Source organism: Paraflavitalea pollutisoli (assembly GCF_029360705.1).
Lineage (GTDB): Bacteria > Bacteroidota > Bacteroidia > Chitinophagales > Chitinophagaceae > Paraflavitalea > Paraflavitalea pollutisoli.
The window spans coordinates 244,252-269,932 of the sequence record NZ_JARKMX010000014.1 but is presented as its reverse complement, the minus strand read 5'-3'; the positions used below and the strand labels follow the sequence as shown (position 1 = coordinate 269,932).

The window sequence follows — 25,681 nt, the reverse complement described above, 5'->3', positions numbered from 1 at the left end:
AATGAAACAGAACTTATATTATACACTGGTATTGCTGGCCACCCTGGGCCTGGGCTCCTGCGCCAAAGAGTTCCTGGAAAAACCGGAAACCACCGGCAACAGTACCATCGAAACTGTTTTCTCGAACCAGGCAGGCGCCGAAGCTGCCATTGCCAATGCCTACCGCTCGGCCCTGGTCGCCAATATCTGGGACGGCCGCTCCCTCAACAACGGTACCTTGTCGGGGGCCTCGGGCGAATTCTCGTACGGTGAATCCTGGGCCAGCATGAAGCGGTTTGTAGACGCTGGTTTCACCCCCGTTGCCTATGAAGGCAATCGCGCGCAGAGCACCGATAATTTCTTCGACAACTATGCCGCGATCCGCAAGTGTTTTCTCATTCTCGAAAACATCGATAAGGTAGCCGATATGGACGGTGCCTTGAAAGCCACCGTCAAAGCAGAAATGAAAGCCCTGGTCGCGTACCGCTATATGTGTATGATGATCCGCTATGGTGGGGTGCCCATCGTCACCAAAGTATTGTTGCCTTCCGATAGCCTCAACATTCCCCGCGCTTCGCTGCAGGCCACACTCGACTATGCCGTGAAGCTGAGCGACGAGGCGGTGACCGGTTTGCCCGATAATTGGGAAGACAAATACAATGGCCGTTTTACCAAGGGAGCCGCGCTGGCCATCAAGGCGAAGGCCCTGCTCTATGCCGCCCGGCCACTGTTCAACAACGCCACCCCTTACCTGCCGGCTGCCGACCCCAAACTGATCTGTTTTGGTACCAGCAGCGCCGAGCGTTGGAACGATGCCGCCGCAGCCAGTGAAGCGGTGGTGGCCTGGGCCGCTACCAAAGGGTATGGAATCATCAACACCGGCGGTGGGGTAGGCGTACCCAATACCAAGGCGTTTGAAGACTACGGTACGGCTACGTCCACCCCTTCCAACAAAGAAGTGCTGCTCGCTTACCGCCTCGATGAAGGCGGCAGCAAGTTCTTCAAGTTCTACAATCCAACCCGCTATAGCGGCAATGAACGCTACCTCACGGATAACTACGGCATGCTGTCCAACTTCCTCGCCAACTATTACCGCGCCGATGGTAGTGACCAGGCGTGGCCCGGTCAGGGAACGGGCAATGCCTTGCCCTATGCCGACTACAACAGTAAGATGCAGGCCATGGAGCCCCGCTTTAAAGCCGATAACTATGCGCACGGGATCGATAGCTGGAACAATCCCGGCGATTTTGCCTGGAGCTATTCACAGTGCAGCAGTGGCCAGAACCATGAAGGCCGTGGCAAGGGCGCTGCCCAAAGCACGAAGTACTATTACCGCGCAGGCGCCCGCATCTGGTTCGAGTACCCGCTGTTTCGCATGGCGGAGTTTTACCTCAACCTCGCCGAAGCATACAACGAAGCGGGTAATGCCAACAAGGCTTTGCAAAACCTCAACATCGTACACAACCGGGCCGGTCTGCCTTCCATCACCGAAACGGATAAGGACAAACTGCGCCGGATCATCCAGCGCGAATGGGCCATCGAGTTCTACAACGAGAACCACCGCTATTTTGATGTGAAGCACTGGAAGCTGGCCAATATCGGTACCGGCATTATTGGTGGAGACATGCGCGAGTTTCAGTTCACCCTCGTGACGCCGGGTGCCAATGACCGCCTGCCGGCCAATATCGTCAATTACTACGATAAAGTGGTGTACACCGCTTACTGGCAACCGAAAATGTTCCTGGAGCCGATCCCGCAGGAAGAGATCGATAAGGGATCTGTTCTGCAGAACCCCGGTTATTAATCGTCAAGTATTTATCCATCCAACACCAAGTAGCAATGAACAGTTATCATATATTCCGGTTATCGGCCGCAGCCCTGGTCCTGGCTTTGACCGCCGGCGAAGCAGCTGCCCAAAGCAGTCCACGCGCTGCCGATACCACGCAACCCAGCGATCACCGCGCCGGTACCATCGAACCAGGCCGGCTCTTTACCCTGCCACAACGACTATCGACCGCCGCCGTAGCGACGGTACAAGGCACCGCCCTCTACCAGACACCCGCTGCCAATATCACCAATACCTTGTACGGCCGCCTGGCCGGACTCACCGTAACGCAAAACTCCGGCGAGCCTGGCAACGATGAAGCCCTGCTGGGTATCCGCGGCATCGGTAGTTATGGTTACCTCGGCGGCGCCGGTGGTTACCATACTTATAAAATATTCGTCGATGGCTTCGAGACCAACCGCAATTATTTCCGCAACCTGTCGCCGGTAGAGATTGAGAGCATCGCCATCCTGAAAGATGCTGCCGCCCTCGCCACCTTCGGCATGCGCGGCTCCAATGGTGTGATCTGGGTGACCACCAAGCGGGGCCAGATTGGTAAACCCACCATACAGGTGCAGGCCCGCAGCGGTGTGCAAAGTCCTATACAGGTCAACAAGCCATTAGGTGCCTATGACTATGCCTCGCTGTACAACCAGGCCATCAGCAACGACAATGGCAATGTGTGGTCACCCCGCTACAGCCAGGCGCAGCTCGATGCCTACCGCAATGGTACCGGCACCAATGTGGATTGGTACCGACAGGTACTGCAATCCAATGCGCTCTATGCCGATGCCGACCTGCAGTTCAACGGGGGCGACAGCAGTGCGCGCTACAATGTGATCCTCAACTATGCCAACCAGCAGGGGCTGTTCAATGTCGACAATACGGATTCCACCTTCAACCAGGTATTCCGTCGTTATAATATCCGCACCAACCTCGACTTCCGCCTGTTTAAGATCTTTGAAGCGCGGGTAGACCTGGGCGGCCGCATCGAACAACGCAAGCAACCCAATTACAATATCGGCCAGCTGTGGAATGACCTGGCACGTTACCCCGCCAATACCTACCCGGTGAAAGATCCTACGACGGGCAACTGGTCGGGTACTACCTTGTTCCCCAACAACCCGATGGCCTCCATCAATGAACTGGGCTGGACGAGCACCAATGCCCGTTTCCTGCAAGGCAATTTCGAACTGCGGGAGAAACTGGATATGATCACCTCGGGTTTGTACCTGAGTCAGGCTTTTTCCTTCAACAGCTTTACCCTGAGCGGGTACAACAAAACGGCCAACTATGCCCGTTACTACGAAGGAGCAAAGACCACCACCGATCAAACCACGCCGATCCGGGCCACATCGCAGTTTCCCGGCGGACAGGAAGACTGGAAACAGGGCACGGCCACCATTGGCTACAACCGCAACAGTGGCCATCACCAATGGCGTACCGCCCTCAATTACCACCAGTCGGAGTTTAGGGGTGATGGTTTCTATGCATTCGTATACCGCTACCAGAACCTGAGCGGCCGCGCCCATTATACCTACAAAGACAAGTACATTGGCGAGCTGGCCTTCTCTTATTTCGGATCGGATGCCTACGCGCCCGGTAATCGCTGGGGCTTTTATCCCGCTATCTCTGCCGGCTGGATCGTTTCCAAAGAAGCCTTCCTCGCAGGCAGTCAAACGGTGAGCTTCCTGAAGCTGCGTGCCTCGGCCGGCAAGAGCGGCAATGCCGATACAGAAGGAGCAGGCAGCCCCGTGGGCGGACAGAATGGGCGTTACCTCTACCAACAATACTACCAGCAAAACTTCTCGACCTTTTATACCAGCAATGGTACACCAGTAGGGCAGGGAGCGCTGACGCCCCTCTACATAGCCAACCCCGGTGTATTTGCCGAGCAAAGCATGAAGTACAATGTAGGGGTGGATGTCAGCCTCTTCCGCAAACTCGACCTCAGCATCGATGTATACCTCGATAAGCGCAGTGATATCCTCACCCGCGACAATACCATTCCCGGATCATTTGGCAACAATGTCTACATCAGCAACCTGGGCAAACAAACGAATAAAGGCTTTGAAGTAACCGGTGTCTTTACCGACCGGGTAGGGCAGGTAGGATATTCGCTGACCGGCCTGGCTGCTTACAACAAGAACAAGATCGATTATATGGCCGAGGTGACACCAGCCTATCCCTACAACGCACAAACCGGACGTCCTTATGGCACACAGATCGGGCTGGTCGCCACCGGCTTTTACCAGTTGAGTGATTTTAATGCCGATGGTTCGCTCAAGGCGGGCCAACCCGTACCTGCCTTTGGTACGGTACAGGCCGGTGACCTCAAGTACCAGGACCTCAATGGCGACGACAAAGTGGACCAGAATGATGTAACGGAGATCGGCAAGTCGGGGTACCCCCAGTTTACGTTTGCCTTCGGTGGATCGGCCAATTACAAGGGTTTTGACCTGGATGTATTCTTTCAGGGGGCAACCGGTTTTGCCACCAATATCCTCAGCAGCAACAATGCACAGGTACAGGCCTTCGTCAACAACGGCAATGCCTATGGTATCGCACAGGGTGCCTGGGCCTATTATCCCGATCAGGGCATCGATACCCGGGCAACCGCTACGTATCCACGCCTTACCACACAGGCCAATAACAACAACTACCGGGCAAGCAGCTTCTGGATCAGGAACCGCGATTTCCTTCGCCTGCGCCAGGTATCGCTGGGTTATAGCCTGGCACCCGGCAGCCTGCGGCGCATGGGTGCCAGCAAACTCCGCTTCTTCGTAACCGCCGTCAATCCTGTTACCTGGAGCCATTTGCTCGACGACAGCAAAATGGATCCCGAAACGCTGTCCGGTTACCCGGCACTCAAATCGTACAATGCCGGATTTACCCTTGTTTTCTAATGCTTAAAAATCAAGTGATGAAAAAACGATTGCTCTATACTTTGGTACTGGCGGGTAGCCTGACCGGTGGCGCAGGTTGTACCAAAAACTTCCTCGACACGAAGATCGATACCAACGCAACGCCAGAGACCATCATAACCGACCGGGCAACGCTCTATACCTTTGCCAATGCGTTTTATGCGGCATTGCCCTATGGGTTCAATGCACTCGACAACAACCTGTTTGCCGCCGCTACCGATGAGGTGCAGCAAACACAGGCTTCGGGCAACGCATTGGTCTTTAACCAGGGCACGCTCAACCCCAACAGCAACCCCGATGCCAATGCCTACCGCAATTTGTACGAGGGCATCCGCGCAGCCAATTACTACCTCGACTATTCGGCCAACTGGCGCAACTTCATCGCCCTGTACCGCGATACGGTGGCCGATGTCACCAACTATGAAAAAGACAAACTGTTTGTAGGCTGGTACCGGGCCGAAGCCCATGTGGCCCGTGCTTATTACTACAGCGAACTGATCAAGCGTTTTGGCGGCGTGCCGCTGATCACGCAAACGCTCGATAAGGCGACCAACCGGTACGTGGCGAAAAGCACCTATGAGCAGGTCGTCGATTTCATCGTTGCGGAAGTGGATACGTACAGAGACAGCCTGCAGGTAAACTGGAAGACCTCTTCTTATACTGATCAGGATGGCCGGTTTACCAAAGGGGTGGCCCTCGCCATCAAAGCACGTGTATTGTTACACGCCGCCAGCCCGCTGCACAACCCCAACAGCGAGGCTGCCAAATGGCAGAAAGCCGCCGCTGCTGCGAGAGATGTGATGACCACTACCGGACTCGGCTATGCCCTGTACACGGGTGGGTATGGTGCTTACTTCGCCGGGGGCAATGCACCCGCGGCCAATGAGACCATCCTCGCCATCCGCCGGCCGGCCGACAACAACCCGGAAGTCAACAATTACCCGATCGCTACACCCGGTGGCAACAGTGGCCTCACGCCGTCCCACAACCTCGTTGCCGATTATGAATACATCGGCATGCCCGATGCAGCTGATCCGTACAAGAACCGTGACCCACGACTCGCTGCCTCGATCGTTACCAATGGCAGCACCTGGAACGGACGCGTCATCGATCAATCGCCCGGTGGCCGGGATGATCAGGCCAGGTCCAACAGCAGCCGTACCGGCTATTACCTCCGCAAATTCCTGACCGATCAGCTCAACCTTACCCAAGGGGGCACGGCGCAGCACAACTGGGTACTGATGCGCTATGCCGAAGTACTGCTCAACTATGCCGAAGCGATGAATGAAGCTTATGGGCCCGATGCCTTACCCACCGGCTATACCGTCACAGCCCGGCAGGCGTTGAAAATGGTGCGCGATCGCGCCAGCAATGCACTGCCGGCCATCACCACCACATCGATACCTGATTTCCGGAAGGCCGTGAAGCACGAACGCCGCATCGAACTGGCTTTTGAAGATTTTAGGTATTGGGACTTGCTGCGCTGGAAGGAGGCGGAAACGGTCTTGAACCAGCCTATACAGGGCGTGCGGGTGAGCAAGAATGCCAATGGCAGCTACACCTACCAGGTAGTGAATGTGGCTACCCGTACTTTCCGCGCACCGGCCATGTACTATTATCCCTTCTCACAGGCAGAAGTAGTCAACTCCAAAGGCGCCCTGGAACAAAATACCGGTTACTAATCCCCGACACAATCCATCAACGCATTGTATGAAACGACTATCTATTGTTACGCTCTATACGGCAGCTGCCTTACTCGCCGCCTGCCAGAAGGATACCACCATCCGTTCGGAAGTGGTGGAAGGTCCTGCACCGACCGCCGCCTTCACTGCCATGACCGGTTCGCTGGCGGTGACCTTCAACAACACGTCGGCCAATGCCGAATCGCACTACTGGCGGTTTGGTGATGGCACCAGTTCCACCGCTGCATCCCCCGTGCATACCTATGTCAGCTCGGGCAAATACCAGGTAACCCTCACCACGAGAAGTGCTGCCGGTTATGCCGCTACCGTAACGCAAACGGTGGCCGCCGCCGCCCCCGCTACGGCCGATTTTGGCATCGCGTCTTCCTTCGGGCAAAACGTGGTGTTCAGCAACGCCTCGATGGCGATCGATAAGGTGGTCTGGGATTTTGGCGACAACAGCCAGTCTACCGAGCTCACCCCCGATCATCAATTCCCCGCCTATGGCAATTACACCGTGAAGCTCACGGTGACCGGCCTGCTGGGTGATGTGGTGGTGAAATCCAAAACGATCACCGTAGCCGACAACAACCTGCTGAAGGGCGGTGGTTTCGAAGCCAGTGACGGACAATTCTGGACAGCCTGGGCCACGCAAAACAACAACCCGCCGGTATTTGGCTTTACCGGCGATAAACCTGCGGGTGGTTATGGTGCAGCGCTGCGTTTCCCTTCCTTTACCAACAGCAGCGGATCGACCAACCAGCTCATCTACCAGGCGGTGAACGTAGTGGCCGGTAAGAAGTATCAACTGAGCGCGCGCGTCAAAGCGCCCGCCGGCGGCTCGCAATGTTATTTCCAGTTCTACATCAGCACCGATGCCAATACCTGGGTGGAAAGTACCGCTGCCAATGCCAACCATTTTCTCGTCATCAATACCTGGTGGGGCTGGGGATCGCAAACGAATACGACGGCCATCGATGGCGACCTGGTTACCCTGGCCAACAAGACCTATGGTTTCGGTGCCACCACCGGCGGTGTTTACGTCGCCCCGGCAACTGGTACCGTCTACATCGGCGTACAGGCTGGCACCTGGCAGGGTAAATCGAATGGCGACTGGTTGCTCGACAACCTCAGCTTTACCGTCCTGCCGTAACCACCGGCAGGTGTTCAGATGAACACCCGCTGGCCGGTATAATTCTTTTTGAATTCTTTGGGCGTACAGCCTTTTTTGATCTTGAAGATGCGGTTGAAATTGGCCATGTTGTTGAAGCCACACTTGTTGGCGATCTCGGCAATGGAGTGGGTGGTGTCGATCAGCAGCCGCGACACATGTCCCAGGCGTATATCGGTAAGACTTTCGGTAAACGTGTAACCGGTATGCATCTTCACAAACCGGCTGAAGGAAGCTTCGGGCATATTGGCTACCTTGGCCACTTCTTTCAGTGTCAGCTCTTTTGAAAAATGATGGTGCATATAGTCGAAGGCCCGCTCGAGCCGACGGCTGTTGTACGACACCTGCTCTTTCATAAAAGTGGTATCCGACAGCATCTTGATGTTTCGCGAGATCGACAGATCGTGGAAGATCGAGAACAGTTCGAGTATCGAATCGAATCCCGTCTTTTTATCCAACGCCAGCAACCGGGGGGCGATCGTTTCGATCGTCTCCCGGGAAAAGGCAACTCCCCGTTTCGCCCCATCAAATAATTTACGGATATAGATCAGCTGGTTCTTTTGCAGGAAGGTTTGGGCAAACAACTCTTTCTGGAACTGGATGGTGACCTCATGAATATTCCTGCTTTTACAGCGGTGGGTAAACCAGCCATGCGGCAGGTTGCTGCCCAGCAATACCAGTTCCATATCATCGATCTCTTCGATGTGGTCGCCCACGATGCGTTTGGTACCCGAGGCGTGTAAAATGAGGTTCAGCTCTATTTCCTCGTGGCTGTGCAGGGGAAAATTGAACTCTGTCTTTTTGCGCGAGAAGATGGTAAAACAATCGTTTTGCGTCAACGGGGTAATCTCCCGGATCACGTCTTTGAACATGGCTCAGCAGTTTTTGTGTTATAATCAGCAATCACTTATTGCCGGCCACCCACCATATTCCGTTAAAATAATACCACTCTTCAGGTAATAAGTCCGGTAACTTAGGCGCTTTCTGCTATCTTCAATGGCCGGTATGGCAGGGGGAGGCCAGGCTGCCCTCAATGTTAGCCCATCGCCGGTCCACCACTTTATCCTATAGTCCGGAAGATTTGAATTATAGTACGAACCGGATTCCGCTTACCAATTTTTGATTGATTGTCAAATGTTTGAGATTGACTTGTTATAATAACATCAATGCTGGCTGCCACAAGGGGTCATTAAAACATGCTCCCACGATAAGAAAATACTTGCTGGTGTTGGCCTGCCTGTATGTTTCTCTGTTGCAGGCACAGCAGATGCCCTTCAACTTTTACCAGTACTCCACCGCCAATGGCCTGCCCACCAATGCCTGGCAATCGGTTTACCGCGACTCCTACGGATTTCTCTGGCTGGCCGCCTTCGATGGATTGTTCCGGTGGGATGGCTATAGCTTCAAAAAATATGAGCACAGCGACCAGGATCGCCGCAGCATCGACAATAACATTGTGTACACCCTGTTTGAAGACAGTCGCCGGCGTTTGTGGGTGGGCACCATCAGCGGGCTCAACCTGTACGACCGGGCACAGGATGCCTTTACCCCCTGTGCCATCCGTGCCAATACCCCTGCCGTACCGGTCAATGCGATCCGGGAAGACAGCCGCCACCAGCTCTGGCTGGGTACCTCTTACGGCTTGTGCCGCTACGATTACGACAGCCAGCGGTCGGAATGGTTTACCTCCGGTGATGACATCATCTTCTGTATGACCATCGACCAGGCGGATAATATCTGGGCGGGTATTTTCAACAAGGGAGTGCGGAAGTTTTCCCAGCAAAGCAAACGCTTTGAGGCCGTGCGTCACCAAAAAGGCGTAGCTGGAGGATTGCCCAGCGATAAGGTCACCGCGATACTGGCCGACAGCCGCCGCCAGGTATGGGTGGGTACCGAAGACCAGGGCATCGTGGTATTGAACGAGCAGGGAACCGCCATCAAAAACTTTAAGTCTTTTTCCCGACCCGCCAGCGGACTGCGCAACAACAGCATCAGCAGTCTGTACGAAGACCGTGCCCATACTATCTGGATCGGGGTGCAACGAGGGTTACTCTGTTATATGCCCGATGGGCAGGGCGAGCCCCGGCCCGTGACGACGAAGGCTGTCAACAACAGCCAGGACCCGCTCATGGCTGTTTTTTCCCTATGCGAAGATGCCTTTGGCAATACCTGGTTTGGTACCCAGGGTAGTGGACTGTTTTATACCAACCGCTACAAGAACCAGTTTCGCAATTATGGGCAACAGGAAGATCAAACCAAAGAACCGCAGGCCAGGTCCATCAACTGCCTGTACGAACAGCCGGCCGGTAAGATCTGGCTGGGCACCAATGGCAGCGGCCTCTGGCAATTCGATGCGCACACGGGCCGGTCGTCACGACCAGACGGTGCAGCGGGCCTGGCCGGTATTGCCATCACCGGTATCCAGGGCGATAAAGATAGATCACTGTGGGTAAGCACCTGGGCTGCCGGCGTCAAACGCATCGATCCGGTTACTGGTGCGATGCGCTCTTTTACGCATCAACCCAATGACCCGTATTCACTACCCTTCAACGATGTAAAAGCGATACTGCCCGATGACAGCCTGGTATGGATCGGCACCCATGGCGAAGGACTGGCCGTGTACCACAAACCAAGCGACCGCATCATCCATTACAAGAACAATACGCTGTTTCCGTTCGACCTGCATGCACCCGCCTGGATCAATCACCTGTACAAGGATAGCAAACGGCGCTTGTGGATCGGTACCTACAGCGGCGTATTCCTGTACGATGGTAAACAATTGCGACGCTTCCAGCACCAGGCCGATACCACCAGCATCAGCAGCAACGCCGTCAACGCCATTACCGAAGATGCGGAAGGCCGTATCTGGATCGTGAGCGAAGGGGGATTGGATGCCTGGGATGAGCAGCAGCAACATTTTGTCCGATATACTACGCGCTATAACCTGTCACCAGTGATGAAGGCCATGGTGGCCGGACGTCATCATACCCTGTGGATAGCGGGGCGCGATGCCGTGCTGTCGCTGGATACCCGCACCGGTAAGCTGACGCCTTATGATGAAGATGATGGGTTGTTGAGTGATGGCTTTCAAAAAGCCATACTGCAAACCAGCGACGGGCAGTTGATTGCTGGTGGCGAAAAAGGATTCAATATTTTTCATCCCGATAGTTTGCGGCTGCCTGCCCAGGCACCGGCCTTTTATTTTACCGATCTGTACCTCTTCAATGCCTTGCAACAGCCGGGAGCCGCCGGATCGGTGTTGCAGCGGGTGCTGGCCTTTACCGATACCCTGGTGCTCAACCACCGGCAATCCTTTTTCTCGGTGGGCTTCACCGCCATCAATGGCTATGCACCGGGTAAAACCAGGTACAGCTATTCCATCGACTCCTGGGGTGGTGCCTGGATCGACCTGCACGAAGAGCGCAAGGTATCCTTCACCAACCTGGCGCCGGGCAACTATGTACTGCGCATCCGCTATACCGATGCGGCCGGTAAATGGATCGCTGCGCCGCATCCGTTATACATTGTGGTCTTGCCACCCTGGTGGCAAACAGGCTGGTTCCGGTTCCTCGTATGGTTGTTGGTGATCGCCGCTCTGGTAGGCTTGTTTTACGCACGGGTAGCCGCTATCCGTAACAGGAACCGCTTATTGAAAGAAGAAGTAGACCGGCAAACGCAGGAGCTGCAGCAGGTCAATGCCTTCCTGGTAGAGCAACGCGATGAGATCAAAAGTCAGAAAGAACACCTCGAAGAATCAAACCAGGAAGTATTACGCCAAACCGATAAGATCCTTGATCAGCAGCAACACATCATCGGGCAAAACCAGGAGCTGGCACAAACCGTATCAGCCCTGGAGCAACTGAACCATACCAAGGATCATTTCTTCTCCATCCTCGCGCATGACCTGCGCAATCCCGTATCGGCGCTCAACGATATTACCGGGTATGTGCGGCAGCAACTGCCCCGTATGGAGCGCCGGGAACTGGAGCGTTACCTCGATAGCATGCACCAGTCATCGGCAGCCGTATACGAACTGCTGATCAACCTGCTCAACTGGTCGCGTACCCAGTCGCGCACCATCGAATACCAGCCCGTACCTGTATCACTCACCGAGTTGGTGCAGCAGAACCTGCGGTTGCTGGAGCAGCCCCTGCACAACAAGCATATCCAGGTACAGGTCGATATACCCCCCACGATCAACCTGCACGCCGACCCGCACATGGTCGATACGGTGATGCGTAATATACTCGGCAACGCCATCAAGTTTACGGGCTATCATGGTCGCATCACCCTGCAGGCGGTGCAGGAAGAAGACAGGGTCCGCTTATCCATCAGCGACAACGGGGTGGGGATGACGACCGAACAGGTAGCCCAATTGTTCGACATCAACCGCACTACCGTAACCGCCGGCACCGCCGGTGAAAAAGGCACCGGGCTGGGCTTGGTGATCACCCGCGAATTTGTAGCTGCCAACAAAGGAACCATCGAGGTCGCCAGCACACCAGGCCAGGGCACCAGCTTTCAGCTGACGTTTCCCGCCAGCCAGGTACGGGCAACACCTGCTCACGGTATGGAGCTGACAGGCCCTGCTGCGGCATCCACCGCTGCCGGTTTCTGGGCCGATTATCCCACCGATAAACTAGTAAAGATCAAGGGCCGCAAACTGCTCATCGTAGAAGACAACCGAGAAGTGCGCGACTACCTGAAGCTGATCCTCTCCGATACGTTTGAGTTATTCGAGGCGGCCAACGGCCGCGAGGGGCTTCAGCTGGTCAACGATATACAACCGGCTCTGGTGATCACTGACTTGTTGATGCCCGGCATGAATGGGTTGGAGTTTTGCCGCGAACTGCGGCAGACAACGGCTACCAGCCATATACCCGTCATCATCCTCACCAGCCAGTGGGAAGAAGGGATGCAAACCTCCGGGTACGAGGCCGGCGCCGATGTATACCTCACCAAACCCGTGAAGAAAGAATTGCTGATACAGGTGATGCTGAACCTGCTGCAAAGGCAGGAGAAACGACAGACCGCCATCCGCGAGCAGTTGCAGGCTGCCGCTCCCTTCCAGTCGGAAGGACTGTCGCTGAGTGCTTCGGATGAAGATTTTCTCCAGCGACTGGTGCACTTCATCGAAGCACACCTGGCCGATCCCAACCTCGATGCCCGCGTACTCTCGAAAGAGATGGCGGTGAGCAGAACCGTGTTGTATGCCAAGGTAAAAACACTGACGGGACAAACGGTGCACGAGTTCATTAAATCGATCCGGCTGAAGAAGAGTTTGAAGTTGTTGCTGGAAGGAAAACTATCCATCAGCCAGGTGGCGCTGGAGGTTGGTTTCAACAGCCATTCCTACTTCGATAAATGCTTTGTCAAACAGTATAAAATGGGCCCCAAAGAGTATGTCAACAGACAGCGTGGCCAGTGATCGGTTATAGTACCATGAATCGTTAAGATTGCATCAAAAACGCGTGGCATCGTCGGCTAAATTTGATTCCTCAATCAATGACAGCCTAAAACGATTGCCGTATGAAAAAATGGATCACCGGAACGATACTGACAGCCACCGTCACCTGCCTCGCTTGTGGCACCGCCAGGAAAAATACGATCGAAGAAAACGATCCCACACCCGTCAATCCTCCGGCACCAACAGCCAGTTTCAAAACCCTCCACTATCTTACTAAGATAGCTGGTTCAAAAACCATCACCGGCATCCACAACAGGGAACCCAATGCTACCCCCGCCCGGTGGACAGAAGAAATATTTACCACCACCGGCAAATACCCTGGCCTCTGGAGTGGCGATTTCCTCTTCCAGGCCGAGAACATCGATAACCGCCGTGTGATGATCGAAGAGGCACTGACCCAATGGAAAAAAGGATCGATCGTCAACATCATGTGGCATGCCTGTAACCCGGCACTTTCGCAGCCCTGCGGCTGGGACGATAAAGGCGTGAAGAGCAAACTCACCGATAGTCAATGGAAAGACCTGCTTACGGACGGTACGCCCATCAACCAGCGCTGGAAGGCGATGATGGATGAAGTGGCTGTACACCTCAGTTGGCTGCAGGAGCGGGGCGTGGAAGTGTTGTGGCGCCCGCTGCATGAAATGAACCAAGGCGTATTCTGGTGGGGTGGCCGCCCCGGTGCCGAAGGTACGCGGCGCTTGTGGCAACTGACCCACGACTACATGACCCGCACCAAAGGATTGAAGAACCTCGTATGGGTTTGGGATATCCAGGATTTTGCCAGTCTATCGACCGATGCAGATGCCTACAATCCCGGGGCCGATTATTGGGATGTGGCAGCGCTCGATGTATACGATGATAAAAGCGGTTTCTCGCAGGAGAAATACGACGTGATGGTGCGGGTGTCGAAAGGCAAACCCATCGCCATCGGTGAATGCCAGAAATATCCCACCGCGGCCCAACTGGCCGCACAACCCCGGTGGACCTTCTTCATGGGCTGGTCCGAGTTGGTGTTCAGTGCCAACAGCAAAGACCAGATCAAACAGGTGATCACCGCCGATAATACACTCACGCTCGACGAAATGCCCGGTTGGAAATAAACCCGGCAGGCCAGCACACCATTCCTTCTTCAACAGCTAAAATCGACTTGTCTGATGCAACGCTATATGCTTTTCTTTTTCGTATTGCTGATCCTGTTTCCCGGTTACGTTACGGCGCAACAACGCATCGCGAAGACCGTATCGCCCACGACACCCATCCTTCGTTTTGAAAAAGCCGAGTGGGACATTACCCTGCATACACCCTTCCGCAATCCCTATGATCAAAAAGAACTACAGCTCGATATGGTGCTGACCGCACCCTCCGGCAAACCCTGGGTATTACCCTGCTACTTCGATCAGGGAGATACCGCTACTTCGCAGTGGAAAGCCCGTTTCGCAGCGCGCGAAACCGGTACCTATCACTATTATTTCCGCCTCACGACCGCGGGCCGCTCGGAAGAAACCACGCCGCAAACCTTCACGGCCCAGCCTGGTAAGAAACCCGGCTTCCTGCATACCAACGATCATTGGACCTTCCGCTTCGACAACGGCGAGCTGTTTCGCGGTATCGGGGAAAACGTAGGGTGGGAGTCGCGCAACTTCGAGAACGACAAGTGGACCTATGATTACTTACTGCCCACCTTGTCGAAGAACGGCGCCAATTATTTCCGCACCTGGATGTGCCCCTGGAACCTGCCCCTGGAAACACAAAAGGTCAACTCTACCAAACGCTATGTCAACTCCACCGAATACTTTCATCCGGGCGGTATCCAACGCATGGAGCAATTGCTGCACCTCATCGATTCGCTGGGCCTGTACATGATGCTGACGCTCGATATGAACAGCGGCAACTGGAACAATAGTTCTTACAACCAGGCCAACGGCGGACCCGTAAAGACGTATACGGAGTTTTTCAGTCAGCCCGCCGCGATGGAGAAATACAAGAACAAGCTGCGTTACGTAGTAGCCCGCTGGGGATACAGTACCCATATCGGTGCGTGGGAATTCTTCAACGAGATCGACAACGGCGTGTTTACCCGCAGCGACAGCATATTGATCCCGCACGTGTATGTCACCCATTGGCACCGCGAAATGAGCCGCTACCTCAAAGACATCGATCCCTACCAGCACCTGGTCACCACCAGCATTTCGCACCGCGATATCGATGGGCTCAACTCGATACCCTATATCGACTTCAACCAGAAACATATTTACAAGCACACCGGTAAGATACCAGCCATCTATCCCGCCTACATCGAAACCTACGGCAAGCCTTATGTAGTGGGCGAGTTTGGTTTCCGCTGGGAAGACCAGGACCCGAAATATGCGCGGGAGGCCAACTACGATTACAAAAGAGGTTTGTGGTTTGGACTATTCAGTGCTACGCCCATCCTGCCGATGAGCTGGTGGTGGGAATTGTTCGACGACCAAAAGATGACACCTTATTTCCGCGGGGTGCGGGCCATCAGCGATAAGATGCTGCAGGCGGGCAAGGGCCGGTTTGAGCAACTGCCCATCTCGGCCGAGGTGCTGCATGTGCAGGCCGTGCAATGCGGTAATACCGCTTTCGCTTACCTGCTTAATGAAAGTGACGGTGTGGCAACAACAGCTGTGAAGTTTCCGCTCACCGCTAAATCCTATACCGTACAATCGTACGACCCCAATACCCTTCAATACAAAACACTGACCGGCGGCAAGCTGGCCAATGGTCAGTTTACGTCACCCACCATCACCCTGCCGGCAAAACAAGAGTTGTTGCTGCTGGTAACGGTACAATAAATCATTCAACGCTATTCATGTTCATGAAGACGATACGACAATATGCCTGTAGCACCCTGCTGGTCATGAGTGCCACACTGACCACCTTCGCACAAACGGCCAACAGCGGTTTCAGCACCACGGGTTTCTGGGCACCTTCCACGGGCGCTTTCAGTCCGGTGGTACACGCAGACCGGCACATCACCTTCCGCCTCAAAGCGCCTGCTGCCAAAGACGTGAAACTGCTCTTTGGTGAGTGGAATATTCAACCGCAGGCGCTGACCAAAGACAGCAGTGGTGATTGGCGCGTGACCATCGGTCCGGTAGCGCCCGGTATCTATGCCTACCTCTTTTCGATAGATGGTATAAAGCTGCCCGATATGGCTAATCCGATTGTCAAGAGTGGTACGGAGTTGTACGCCAGCATCGTGGAGGTGCCGGGTTCGCCGGCACGCTTCGATGAAGTGCAGGCCGTACCGCATGGCGTTACCAATATCGTCACTTATGCCTCCACGCCACTCAGGCGGCTGCGCAATATGTATGTGTACCTGCCCCCGGAATATGTTACGCAGCCCAATAAACGATTTCCCGTGTTGTACCTGCGCCATGGTGGTGGTGATAATGAGTCGAGCTGGTCGCAGGAGTCGGGCCGCGCGCCCGTGATCCTCGACAACCTGCTGGCCCAAAAACAAGCCGTACCGATGATCATCGTGATGACCAATGGGCTCACCGATGGCAGCTGGGCCGGCGGCAGTTCGAAGGAGGGTATGGAGCAATTGGAGCAGGAGCTGCTGCTCGATGTCATACCCCATATCGAAAAGCAGTACCGGGTACAAACCGGGCGCGAGCAACGGGCGATTGCCGGCCTGTCGATGGGCGGCGGTCAGGCCTATGTGATGGGCCTGCGCAACCTCGACCGGTTTGCCTGGATCGGCGAGTTCAGCTCAGGCCTGCTCAGCGATCCTGCCTTCGACATCAACGACAGAGCACCAGGCGTCTTCAACAATCCAGCAGCCGTCAACAAACAATTGAAACTATTGTGGATCGGCTGTGGTATCGATGATCCCAGGATACCCGGTCACCAGCAACTGGTGGCGCAACTGCAGCAACGGGGTATCCGCCACGAAGTATACAATATACCCGGTGGCCATGAATGGCGTGTATGGCGCGATCAGTTGCACCAGTTTTTACCTAAACTATTCAGATAAGCGGCCCACTAAACAGTAAGAACGGCATGAAAATTACCTGGCTCGACGGAAGTATCGTGATCCTGTACCTGATAACGATGGTGCTGGTGGGATGGTTGATGCGCAAGAAGGCGCGGCAGAACAAAGAAAGTTATTTAATGGGCGGCAAAAGCCTGCCCTGGTATATGCTGGGCCTCAGCGATGCCAGTGATATGTTTGACATCAGCGGTACCATGTGGATGGTGGCCCTGTGTTTTGTATATGGCATGAAGAGTATGTGGATACCCTGGCTATGGCCGGTATTCAACCAGGTGTTCATGATGATGTTCCTCAGCAAGTGGCTGCGGCGTTCCAATGCCAATACCGGGGCCGAGTGGCTGGTTACCCGCTTCGGTACAACCGGCAAGGGTGTACGCGGGTCGCACAATATCGTGGTGGCCTTTGCACTCCTGAGCTGCTTCGGTTTTCTCGTGTATGGCTTTATCGGCCTGGGCAAGTTCATCGAGATCTTCGTGCCCTGGCACGTGGTGGCACCTTATGTGCCCTTCGAGGTGGCGCCTGGGTATGTCGCCCATTTTTACGGCATCATCTTCACCCTGTTTGCCATGTTCTATTCCATCCTGGGCGGTATGCACAGCATCGTGCTGGGTGATGTGATCAAGTATGTGATCATGACCGTGGCCTGTATCAGTATTGCGGTGATCGCCATGATCCACCTGCACCGGCCGGGCAATAGCCTGCACGTGCCGGAAGGTTGGCACAATCCTTTCTTCGGTGCCCGCCTCGGGCTCGATTGGAGCGCCATCTTACCCGCTGCCAACGACAAGATCACGTCTGATGGTTTTAGCCTCTTTGGCATCTTCTTCACCATGATGTTGTTCAAAGGCGTGTTCGCCAGCCTGGCAGGCCCAGCCCCCAATTATGATATGCAGAAAGTATTATCGACCCGCTCGCCCATGGAGGCCAGTAAGATGACGGGTTTTGTATCCATCATCCTGTTGCCCATCCGCTACAGCATGGTGATCGGGATCACGGTACTCGCCCTGTTGTACTTCAATAAGATCGATTTATCGACAGCCGGTGGGGCCGACTTCGAGCGGATACTACCGGCGGCGGTCAACAGCTTTTTGCCGGCCGGCATATTAGGACTGGTACTGACGGGCTTGCTGGGCGCTTTTATGGGTACCTTCTCCGGCACCCTGAATGCTGCCCAGGCTTATATTGTCAATGATATTTACCTCAAGTATGTGAACCCGGCCGCTTCCAACAAAAAGGTGATCACCATGAACTACCTCACGGGTATCGTGGTGGTGGCACTCAGCATCGTGCTCGGCTTTTTCGCCAAAGATGTGAACAGTGTATTGCAATGGATCGTGGCAGGCCTGTACGGTGGTTATGTGGCCGCCAATATGTTCAAATGGTATTGGTGGCGGTTCAATGCGCATGGTTTCTTCTGGGGGATGACTGCAGGCGTCGTCGCCGCCCTGATCTTCCCCTCGCTGTTTCCCCATACACTGGCGCTGTATTACTGGCCCCTGCTGTTTGTGATCTCCGTCATTGGCAGCCTGGTGGGCACGTATACGGCGCCACCGGTGGAGGCGGCCGTATTGCAGCAATTCTATAAGCAGGTAAAGCCCTGGGGTTTTTGGCAACCGGTACATGCCCAGGTAGTGGCCGCCGATCCCGGCTTCCAGCCCAACCGGCGGTTCAAACTGGATATGTTCAACGTGGCCCTCGGCATCATCGCGCAATGCTGCCTCACGTTGCTGCCGATGTATGTGGTATTGTGGCTGAAGCTGCCGCTGCTGATCACCATCGCCATCCTGGTAGTGATCGTGGGGGTACTGAAACGCACCTGGTGGAACAAACTCGAAAATTAATCAAACGACTAAACCTGAATAATGAGTAATCCTGAATTTTTGGAAAGATTGCAGGCTTTGCAAAACGCGTGGCAACAACTAACCGACCGGTCCAATCATCCGGTGCCAGACAGCAATGGCGTATACCAGCGCTACCAGTACCCGGTACTCACCGCGGCGCACACACCGCTCAACTGGCGGTACGACCTCGATGCATCTACCAATCCCTTCCTGATGGAGCGGTTTGGCATCAATGCAGCCTTCAATGCCGGTGCGCTCAAATTCAACGATAAGTATATCCTGGTAGCCCGTGTGGAAGGCATCGACCGTAAATCATTTTTCGCGGTGGCCGAAAGCGACAATGGTATCGATGGCTTCAGGTTCTGGGAGTATCCCGTGATCATGCCCGAGACCAGCGACCCGGATGTGAATGTATACGATATGCGGCTGGTGCAACATGAAGACGGCTGGATCTATGGCCTCTTTTGTACCGAACGCAAAGACCCGACGGCCAGACCGGGTGATGAATCGGCAGCCATTGCCCAGTGTGGCATTGCCCGCACCAAAGACCTGGTACAATGGGAGCGGCTCGCCGACTTGAAAACCTCCTCGCCCCAGCAACGTAATGTGGTGCTGCATCCGGAATTCATCAACGGACAATATGCTTTTTATACCCGCCCGCAGGACAATTTCATCGAAGCCGGCAAGGGCGGCGGTATTGGTTTCGGCTTGAGCCACTCCATCGAAGCCGCCGCCGTGGCAGAAGAAGTGATCATGGATCCCAAAGTATACCATACCGTGTATGAGCTGAAGAACGGACTGGGACCTGCGCCCATCAAAACACCGGAGGGCTGGCTGCACCTGGCACACGGTGTGCGCAACACCGCTGCCGGACTGCGTTACGTGTTGTACCTGTTTATGACGGATCTGCAACAACCGGAGAAGATCACCCACAAGCCGGCCGGTTATTTCATGGCGCCGGAAGGGGAGGAACGGATTGGTGATGTATCGAATGTATTGTTCTGCAATGGCTGGATCGCCGATGCCGACGGTAAAGTATTTATCTACTATGCTTCCTCCGATACCCGCATGCACGTGGCGACTACGACAGTGAGCCAACTGCTCGATTATGTATTGAACAGTCCGGCCGATGGGTTCCGTTCTGCAGCGACCGTGCAGACGATCGTCGACCTGGTAGACCAAAACAAAACAACGGCCAACGACCTTGCGCTTCAACAGCCGGTAGCCGGTATGATGCGATAAAATAGAGCTATGGATGTACAGGCACTCAAACAGGCGGCCACCAAAGAACTGGACAGCATACTCCGGTACTGGACAAAGTATGCGCTTGACAAAGAGCAGGGCGGAGTGGTAGGCCAGGTAGACAACGACAATACCCGTCATCCGCAGGCCGACAAAGGAGCGGTATTGCATGCGCGTGTGCTATGGACTTTCTCCGCGGCGTACCAGGCTACCCGTCAGTCGGCGTACCGCAAGATCGCCGACGAAGTATACCGGTATTTCGTGCAGTATTTTATTGATCCTGTACACGGCGGGGTATACTGGACGATTCGACACAACGGTGAACCACTCGACACCAAAAAGCAGGTCTATGCCCAGGCCTTCGCCATCTTTGCCCTGAGCGCCTATTACGCCGCCAGTGGTTATCCGCCCGCCCGCGAGGAAGCCATCAAACTGTATCACCTGTTGCAACAGCACAGTTACGATCCCGTCAAGGGCGGCTATTTCGAAGCCTTTGGCCGCGCCTGGAATACCGTCGATGACGGGCGACTGAGCAGCAAGGATGCCAATGAGAAAAAAACGATGAATACGCACCTGCATGTACTGGAGGCGTATAGCACTTTGTACGGCAGCTGGCCACAGGAGTCGTTGCGGGTACAAATACAACAGTTATTACAGGTATTCGACCAGCACATCATCAACCCACACAACGGGCACCTACACTTGTTCTTCGATGAGCACTGGCAGGTAAAAGGCGATGCGATCTCGTATGGCCATGATATAGAAGCCAGCTGGCTGCTGCTGGAAGCCGCCGAACGCATCCAAGACGAGCACTGGGTCGATCGTTGCCGGCAGATCGCCCTCACCATGAGCAACGCTACCCTGGAAGGGATGGATGTAGACGGTGGTCTGTGGTACGAGTATGAACCTGCGCATGATCGGATGGTACAAGAAAAACACTGGTGGCCGCAGGCAGAAGCGGTCGTAGGGTTTGTGAATGCCTGGCAAATATCCGGAGAGGCGAAGTATGCGCAACACGCCATCGGGGCCTGGCAGTTCATCGACCAGCACCTCATCGATCACGAACGGGGAGAATGGTATTGGGGTATGACGGCCGGTTATCGCCCGATGCCGCAGGGCAAAGTAGGGCTCTGGAAATGTCCCTACCACAATGGCCGCGCCTGCCTCGAGATCATGAAACGTCTCTAGTGTTCCATTCACTATTATTTATTTTTATCTTTCCACCATGCTCGTCAATATGAAAGCACGCCGCTGCTATAATACCGCCTTGTTAATGTTATTGCTGGCACCCATTGTATTACAGGCCCAGCGCACTACGCCCCGCATCCTGGTCTTCAGCAAAACCATGCGGTATTACCACGAATCCATTCCCGCCGGCATGAAAGCGATCATGCAACTGGGTGCCGCCAATCGGTTTGGTGTGGATACCAGTACCAACCCGGCCGTGTTCAAAGAAGAAAACCTGCGGCGTTATGCGGCGGTCGTATTCGTGAGCCCCGGCGGCGATGTGCTCGATACGGCTCAGCAGGCCGACTTCGAGCGCTACATACAGGCCGGTGGCGGCTATGTGGGCATTCATGCCGCTACCACGATGGAGTATGGCTGGCCCTGGTATGGGCGGCTGGCCGGCGCTTTTTTTGATGGGCATCCCGAACCGCAGGACGGTGTGGTTATGGTGGCAGACACCAACCATGCCAGCACGCGGCACCTGCCCCGTACGTGGAAGCGGCACGACGAATGGTATAATTTCAAGACCATGGTGAGCGACCTGCACGTGCTGTTGACGGTAGATGAGTCGACCTACAAAGGCGGCAAACACGGCGCTTATCATCCCGTGGCCTGGTACCATGCCTACGATGGCGGGCGTGCCTTCTATACCGCCCTGGGGCATTTTGATGCGGCGTATGCCGACCCCTTGTTCTTGCAGCACCTGCTGGCCGGTATACAGTATGCGATCGGCAACAACGTACAACTCGATTACAGCAAGGCTACCACCCAACGGATCCGGTAAGCCGATTAAAATACACAACATGTTAGTGAACCTATATCGCATCCGGCTTGGGATGTTGATGCTACTCGTCGTGGGCAGTATGGCTGCCTGCCGGCAACAGGCTGGTCCGGCCAAAGTACTGGTGTTTACCAAAACCAGGGGCTGGCACCACAGCAATATCCCCTTTGCGCAGGCGGCCATGCAGCAATTGGGGCGCGAGCAGGGATACGGCGTGGATACCACGAGTGATGCCAGCTTGTTTACCGATGAACACCTGCGGCAATACCGGGCCGTGATTTTTGCCAGTACGACCGGCAATGTGCTCGATGCGGTGCAGCAAGCGGCGTTTGAACGCTACATACAGGCCGGTGGCGGTTATGTGGGCATCCATGCCGCGGCCGATACCGAATACGACTGGCCCTGGTACGGCAAACTGGTGGGCGCCTGGTTCGAAAGCCATCCGCACAATTCCAATATCCGCCAGGCGCGGGTAGTGGTCAGCGATACCACCCATGCCGCCACGAAAGGATTGCCGGCGCAATGGGAGCGTACCGATGAGTGGTACAATTACCGCCCCTTTTACCCGGGTATCCACGTGTTGGCCAGTCTCGATGAAACGAGTTATGAAGGTGGTACCAATGGCGCCAGCCATCCCATTGCCTGGTACCATGCGTTTGATGGGGGAAGGGCCTTTTATACCGGCTGCGGACATACCGATGAAAGCTATCAAGAGCCTTTGTTTCTTCAGCACCTGGCAGGGGGCATCCGCTATGCCATGGGCGACGGTACCCCCCTCGACTACGACAAAGCCTACGCACAACCCATGCCCGAAGAAAACCGGTTTGTGAAAACGATCCTGAAAGATCATCTCAACTCACCCATGGAACTGGCGGTAGCCAGCAACGGGCAGGTATTCTTTACCGAACTGTTTGGCAAACTCTCACTGTACAATACCCGCACGCAACAATACAAACTGGTGCACCAGTTTCCCGTCACCACCACCGGTGGTACGGGCCTGATCGGGTTGACCCTCGATCCTGCCTTCGACAACAACCGGTTCCTGTACCTTTACTATGCGCCGGGTAGACAAACGGAAGAACCGCTCTATTTCCACCTCTCGCGTTTTACGCTTACGCCTTTATTGACCATCGATACCGCCTCGGAAAAAATACTGTTGCGGGTGCCGGTGCAGAAGAACAGCGGATCGCACCATGGCGGCTCCCTGGCCTGGGATAAGAACGGTAACCTCTACCTTTCTACCGGAGATGGCAGCAGCCCTTTTCCTTCCAACGGATTTGCACCGCTCGACGAACGGCCGGGACAGCAGCACTATAGCCTCGATGCCCAGCGCGGCGCCTCCAATACCAACGATTTCAAAGGAAAGATCCTGCGCATACATCCCGAACCGGATGGCAGTTATACCATACCAGCGGGCAACCTGTTTCCCAAAGACACAGACAAAACCCTGCCCGAGATCTATGTGATGGGTGCGCGCAATCCTTACCGCATTGCCGTCAATCCGCGCACCAGCGTTTTGTATTGGGGCGATATTGGTCCGGATGCCGGGCAGGATACAAAGCGGGGGCCCCGGGGTTATGATGAATTCAACCAGGCACGCCAGGCCGGCAATTTCGGTTGGCCCTATGTGATTGCCGATAACCAGCCCTATGCCAAATGGGATTTTGCAGCCGATACGGCCGGGCCTTTGTTCGATCCGCAGCATCCCGTCAACCGCTCACCCAACAATACGGGGCTACAGGACTTGCCACCTGCCCAGCCGGCCATGATCTGGTACCCTTATGCGGCCTCGGCGCAATTTCCCGAGTTGGGTATTGGTGGCCGCTCGGCGATGGCGGGTACCTTCTATGCTTACGACGAAAGCAACCCTTCACCCAATAAATTTCCGTCGTATTACGATGGCAGCCTGTTTGTGTTTGACTGGATGCGCAACTGGGTGCTCAACCTGCGGTTCGACAAAGCAGAAAACTATTTGCGCAGCGAACCCTTCATGGGCAGCAACGGCGATTTCCGTCGGCCGATCGATATGGCCTTTGGTACCGATGGGGTGATGTATATGCTGGAGTATGGGTCAGTATATGGTGTCGCCAACGACGATGCACGACTGGTGAAGATCGAATACTATACCGGCAACCGGGTGCCCCTGGCGCGGGCGGCTTTGGTAGACTCGGTGGCGAACGATGCACTCGACAAGAGATCCTTCCTCACCACCGACCTCAAGAAAGGACCGGTGATCCGGGCAATAGCCGGTGCATTGCCACTGCGCGTATCTTTTACAGGTAAGGGCAGCCGCGACCTCGACGACGACGATGTCTTGACCTACCAGTGGTTGTTTGATGGCAAAACGGTAGGCGCTACCACCCCCGAAGCCAGCTATACCTATACAACCCCGGGCCTGTACCACGCCGTGTTGAAAGTGACAGACCGGTCGGGCGCCGTATCCAGCGATACGGTGACCGTGCGGGCGGGCAATGCCACCCCGGTCGTAACCATCAGCAGTCCCCACAACCTATCATTTTATGCGCCCGGTGATCTGTTCCCGTATTCGATCCAGGTGGCCGACCGCGAAGACGGTGTCATCGACCCCCAGCGGGTGCAGGCCTGGTATGTATATACGCCACAAACTTATTCCGCTGGTTATATCCTGCAAAACATCCATAACCTATCGAGCCTCACCGAAACCCAGGTAGCTGGTAAGGAGCTGATGCTGGCGAGTGATTGCAAGACCTGTCATACGGTAGATAAAACCTCTGTAGGCCCCAGCTTGGTGGCGATCGCTGAACGCTATAAGCAACAAGCAGGCGCCGAAGAGAACCTGGCCAGAAAGATCATTCAGGGTGGGGCAGGTAGCTGGGGTACGGAGCATGTGATGAATGCGCATCCGCAATTGACGATAGAAGACACCCGGCAGATCGTCCGGTATATCTTCTCGCTCACCGATCCGGGTAAGCAGGCCCAGGCCATTCCCTTACAGGGCAAACTACCGTTGGTCTACAACGACAAAGAACCCAAAGGACAACACGTGATCGTGGCGGCGTATACAGATAAAGGCGCCCAGGGCGTGGATAGTCTTACCGGTACTGCCGTGGTAACCCTGCGCAACCAGCAGGTGCGGGCGGTATTTGCCGACGAATTACACGGCTTTCCCCGCTTTCGCGATAACCTGTCAGACGGGCCACATAAATCGTACGTGATGCTGAAAGATGTGGACCTGACGCAGGTAACGGGCTTCACCTACCACTATGCCTCCGGTGCTGCGGCCGGGCAGGTAGAAGTGCGCCTGGATTCACGGGCTGGCCCGGTAGTGTCCTCCACGGCTTATCCCGCCACCGGTGGCATGGATAGTTTTGCGACCGTCAGCGGCCGGCTCAACAAGCCAGTCAGCGGACGGCACGATGTGTATTTCATCGCCGTGAAGCCATCCCCACCGCATGACGGCGTCATCAAGTGGGGAGAGATCCGGATGGAGTTGGGGGTAATGTCGGATGCGCGACGGTAAAAAGCGATGTTGGTTATCA

At 55.1% G+C, this 25,681-nt stretch carries 14 protein-coding genes; 13 read left to right on the top strand and 1 reads right to left on the bottom strand.

Annotated elements, in window-relative coordinates:
• Window position 1: 1 nt before the first annotated feature.
• Genes P2W70_RS31720 through P2W70_RS31705 form a run of 4 tightly spaced genes read left to right on the top strand, consistent with a single transcriptional unit; the run spans window position 2 to window position 7,563 of the window.
• The gene (locus tag P2W70_RS31720; protein WP_276485631.1) at window positions 2-1,783 is read left to right on the top strand and encodes a RagB/SusD family nutrient uptake outer membrane protein; all 1,782 of its coding nucleotides are present in this window, start codon (window positions 2-4) and stop codon (window positions 1,781-1,783) included.
• Window positions 1,784-1,818: 35 nt separating this feature from the next.
• Window positions 1,819-4,710 carry a SusC/RagA family TonB-linked outer membrane protein gene (locus P2W70_RS31715; protein ID WP_276485630.1) on the top strand — a complete coding sequence of 964 codons (2,892 nt, stop codon included), beginning with the start codon at window positions 1,819-1,821 and terminating at the stop codon, window positions 4,708-4,710.
• 17 nt (window positions 4,711-4,727) lie between these two features.
• Window positions 4,728-6,410, top strand: coding sequence for a RagB/SusD family nutrient uptake outer membrane protein (locus P2W70_RS31710; RefSeq protein WP_276485629.1), 1,683 nt, complete (start codon window positions 4,728-4,730; stop codon window positions 6,408-6,410).
• 28 nt (window positions 6,411-6,438) lie between these two features.
• Window positions 6,439-7,563 (top strand): PKD domain-containing protein, encoded by a 1,125-nt coding sequence (locus P2W70_RS31705; RefSeq protein ID WP_276485628.1) that lies wholly within the window; start codon window positions 6,439-6,441, stop codon window positions 7,561-7,563.
• Window positions 7,564-7,577: 14 nt separating this feature from the next.
• On the opposite strand, the gene P2W70_RS31700 is transcribed toward P2W70_RS31705, so the two are convergent.
• A complete protein-coding gene (locus tag P2W70_RS31700; RefSeq protein ID WP_276485627.1) occupies window positions 7,578-8,453 on the bottom strand; it encodes an AraC family transcriptional regulator in 876 nt (291 codons plus the stop codon).
• 353 nt (window positions 8,454-8,806) lie between these two features.
• Here P2W70_RS31700 and P2W70_RS31695 point away from each other — a divergent pair, with 353 nt between their 5' ends.
• The 9 genes from P2W70_RS31695 to P2W70_RS31655 all read left to right on the top strand — a co-directional run bounded on the left by P2W70_RS31695 (window position 8,807) and on the right by P2W70_RS31655 (window position 25,662).
• Entirely contained in the window at window positions 8,807-13,009 is a 4,203-nt protein-coding gene (locus P2W70_RS31695) for a hybrid sensor histidine kinase/response regulator transcription factor (RefSeq protein ID WP_276485626.1), read from the top strand.
• Window positions 13,010-13,110: 101 nt separating this feature from the next.
• On the top strand, window positions 13,111-14,148 hold the full coding sequence (locus P2W70_RS31690; protein WP_276485625.1) for a glycoside hydrolase family 26 protein: 1,038 nt from the start codon (window positions 13,111-13,113) through the stop codon (window positions 14,146-14,148).
• Window positions 14,149-14,202: 54 nt separating this feature from the next.
• Window positions 14,203-15,867, top strand: a complete 1,665-nt coding sequence (locus P2W70_RS31685; RefSeq protein WP_276485624.1) for a DUF5060 domain-containing protein — start codon at window positions 14,203-14,205, stop codon at window positions 15,865-15,867.
• 23 nt (window positions 15,868-15,890) lie between these two features.
• Entirely contained in the window at window positions 15,891-17,054 is a 1,164-nt protein-coding gene (locus tag P2W70_RS31680; protein ID WP_276485623.1) for an esterase, read from the top strand.
• Between the two features lie 26 nt (window positions 17,055-17,080).
• Window positions 17,081-18,913: a sodium:solute symporter family protein gene (locus P2W70_RS31675; protein ID WP_276485622.1), complete on the top strand. Its 1,833-nt coding sequence runs from the start codon at window positions 17,081-17,083 to the stop codon at window positions 18,911-18,913.
• Between the two features lie 21 nt (window positions 18,914-18,934).
• Window positions 18,935-20,155 carry a glycoside hydrolase family 130 protein gene (locus tag P2W70_RS31670; RefSeq protein WP_276485621.1) on the top strand — a complete coding sequence of 407 codons (1,221 nt, stop codon included), beginning with the start codon at window positions 18,935-18,937 and terminating at the stop codon, window positions 20,153-20,155.
• Between the two features lie 9 nt (window positions 20,156-20,164).
• A complete protein-coding gene (locus P2W70_RS31665) occupies window positions 20,165-21,343 on the top strand; it encodes an AGE family epimerase/isomerase (RefSeq protein ID WP_276485620.1) in 1,179 nt (392 codons plus the stop codon).
• Between the two features lie 37 nt (window positions 21,344-21,380).
• Window positions 21,381-22,166 carry a ThuA domain-containing protein gene (locus P2W70_RS31660; RefSeq protein ID WP_276485619.1) on the top strand — a complete coding sequence of 262 codons (786 nt, stop codon included), beginning with the start codon at window positions 21,381-21,383 and terminating at the stop codon, window positions 22,164-22,166.
• A gap of 19 nt (window positions 22,167-22,185) precedes the next feature.
• Complete coding sequence (locus tag P2W70_RS31655) at window positions 22,186-25,662, top strand: ThuA domain-containing protein (RefSeq protein WP_276485618.1); 3,477 nt, start codon at window positions 22,186-22,188, stop codon at window positions 25,660-25,662.
• Window positions 25,663-25,681: the final 19 nt, after the last annotated feature.

Coding starts and splice junctions, on each gene's coding strand:
- P2W70_RS31720 (WP_276485631.1), top strand. CDS start 2: ATGAAACAGAACTTATATTATACACTGGTATTGCTGGCCACCCTGGGC.
- P2W70_RS31715 (WP_276485630.1), top strand. CDS start 1,819: ATGAACAGTTATCATATATTCCGGTTATCGGCCGCAGCCCTGGTCCTG.
- P2W70_RS31710 (WP_276485629.1), top strand. CDS start 4,728: ATGAAAAAACGATTGCTCTATACTTTGGTACTGGCGGGTAGCCTGACC.
- P2W70_RS31705 (WP_276485628.1), top strand. CDS start 6,439: ATGAAACGACTATCTATTGTTACGCTCTATACGGCAGCTGCCTTACTC.
- P2W70_RS31700 (WP_276485627.1), bottom strand. CDS start 8,453: ATGTTCAAAGACGTGATCCGGGAGATTACCCCGTTGACGCAAAACGAT.
- P2W70_RS31690 (WP_276485625.1), top strand. CDS start 13,111: ATGAAAAAATGGATCACCGGAACGATACTGACAGCCACCGTCACCTGC.
- P2W70_RS31685 (WP_276485624.1), top strand. CDS start 14,203: ATGCAACGCTATATGCTTTTCTTTTTCGTATTGCTGATCCTGTTTCCC.
- P2W70_RS31680 (WP_276485623.1), top strand. CDS start 15,891: ATGAAGACGATACGACAATATGCCTGTAGCACCCTGCTGGTCATGAGT.
- P2W70_RS31675 (WP_276485622.1), top strand. CDS start 17,081: ATGAAAATTACCTGGCTCGACGGAAGTATCGTGATCCTGTACCTGATA.
- P2W70_RS31670 (WP_276485621.1), top strand. CDS start 18,935: ATGAGTAATCCTGAATTTTTGGAAAGATTGCAGGCTTTGCAAAACGCG.
- P2W70_RS31665 (WP_276485620.1), top strand. CDS start 20,165: ATGGATGTACAGGCACTCAAACAGGCGGCCACCAAAGAACTGGACAGC.
- P2W70_RS31660 (WP_276485619.1), top strand. CDS start 21,381: ATGCTCGTCAATATGAAAGCACGCCGCTGCTATAATACCGCCTTGTTA.
- P2W70_RS31655 (WP_276485618.1), top strand. CDS start 22,186: ATGTTAGTGAACCTATATCGCATCCGGCTTGGGATGTTGATGCTACTC.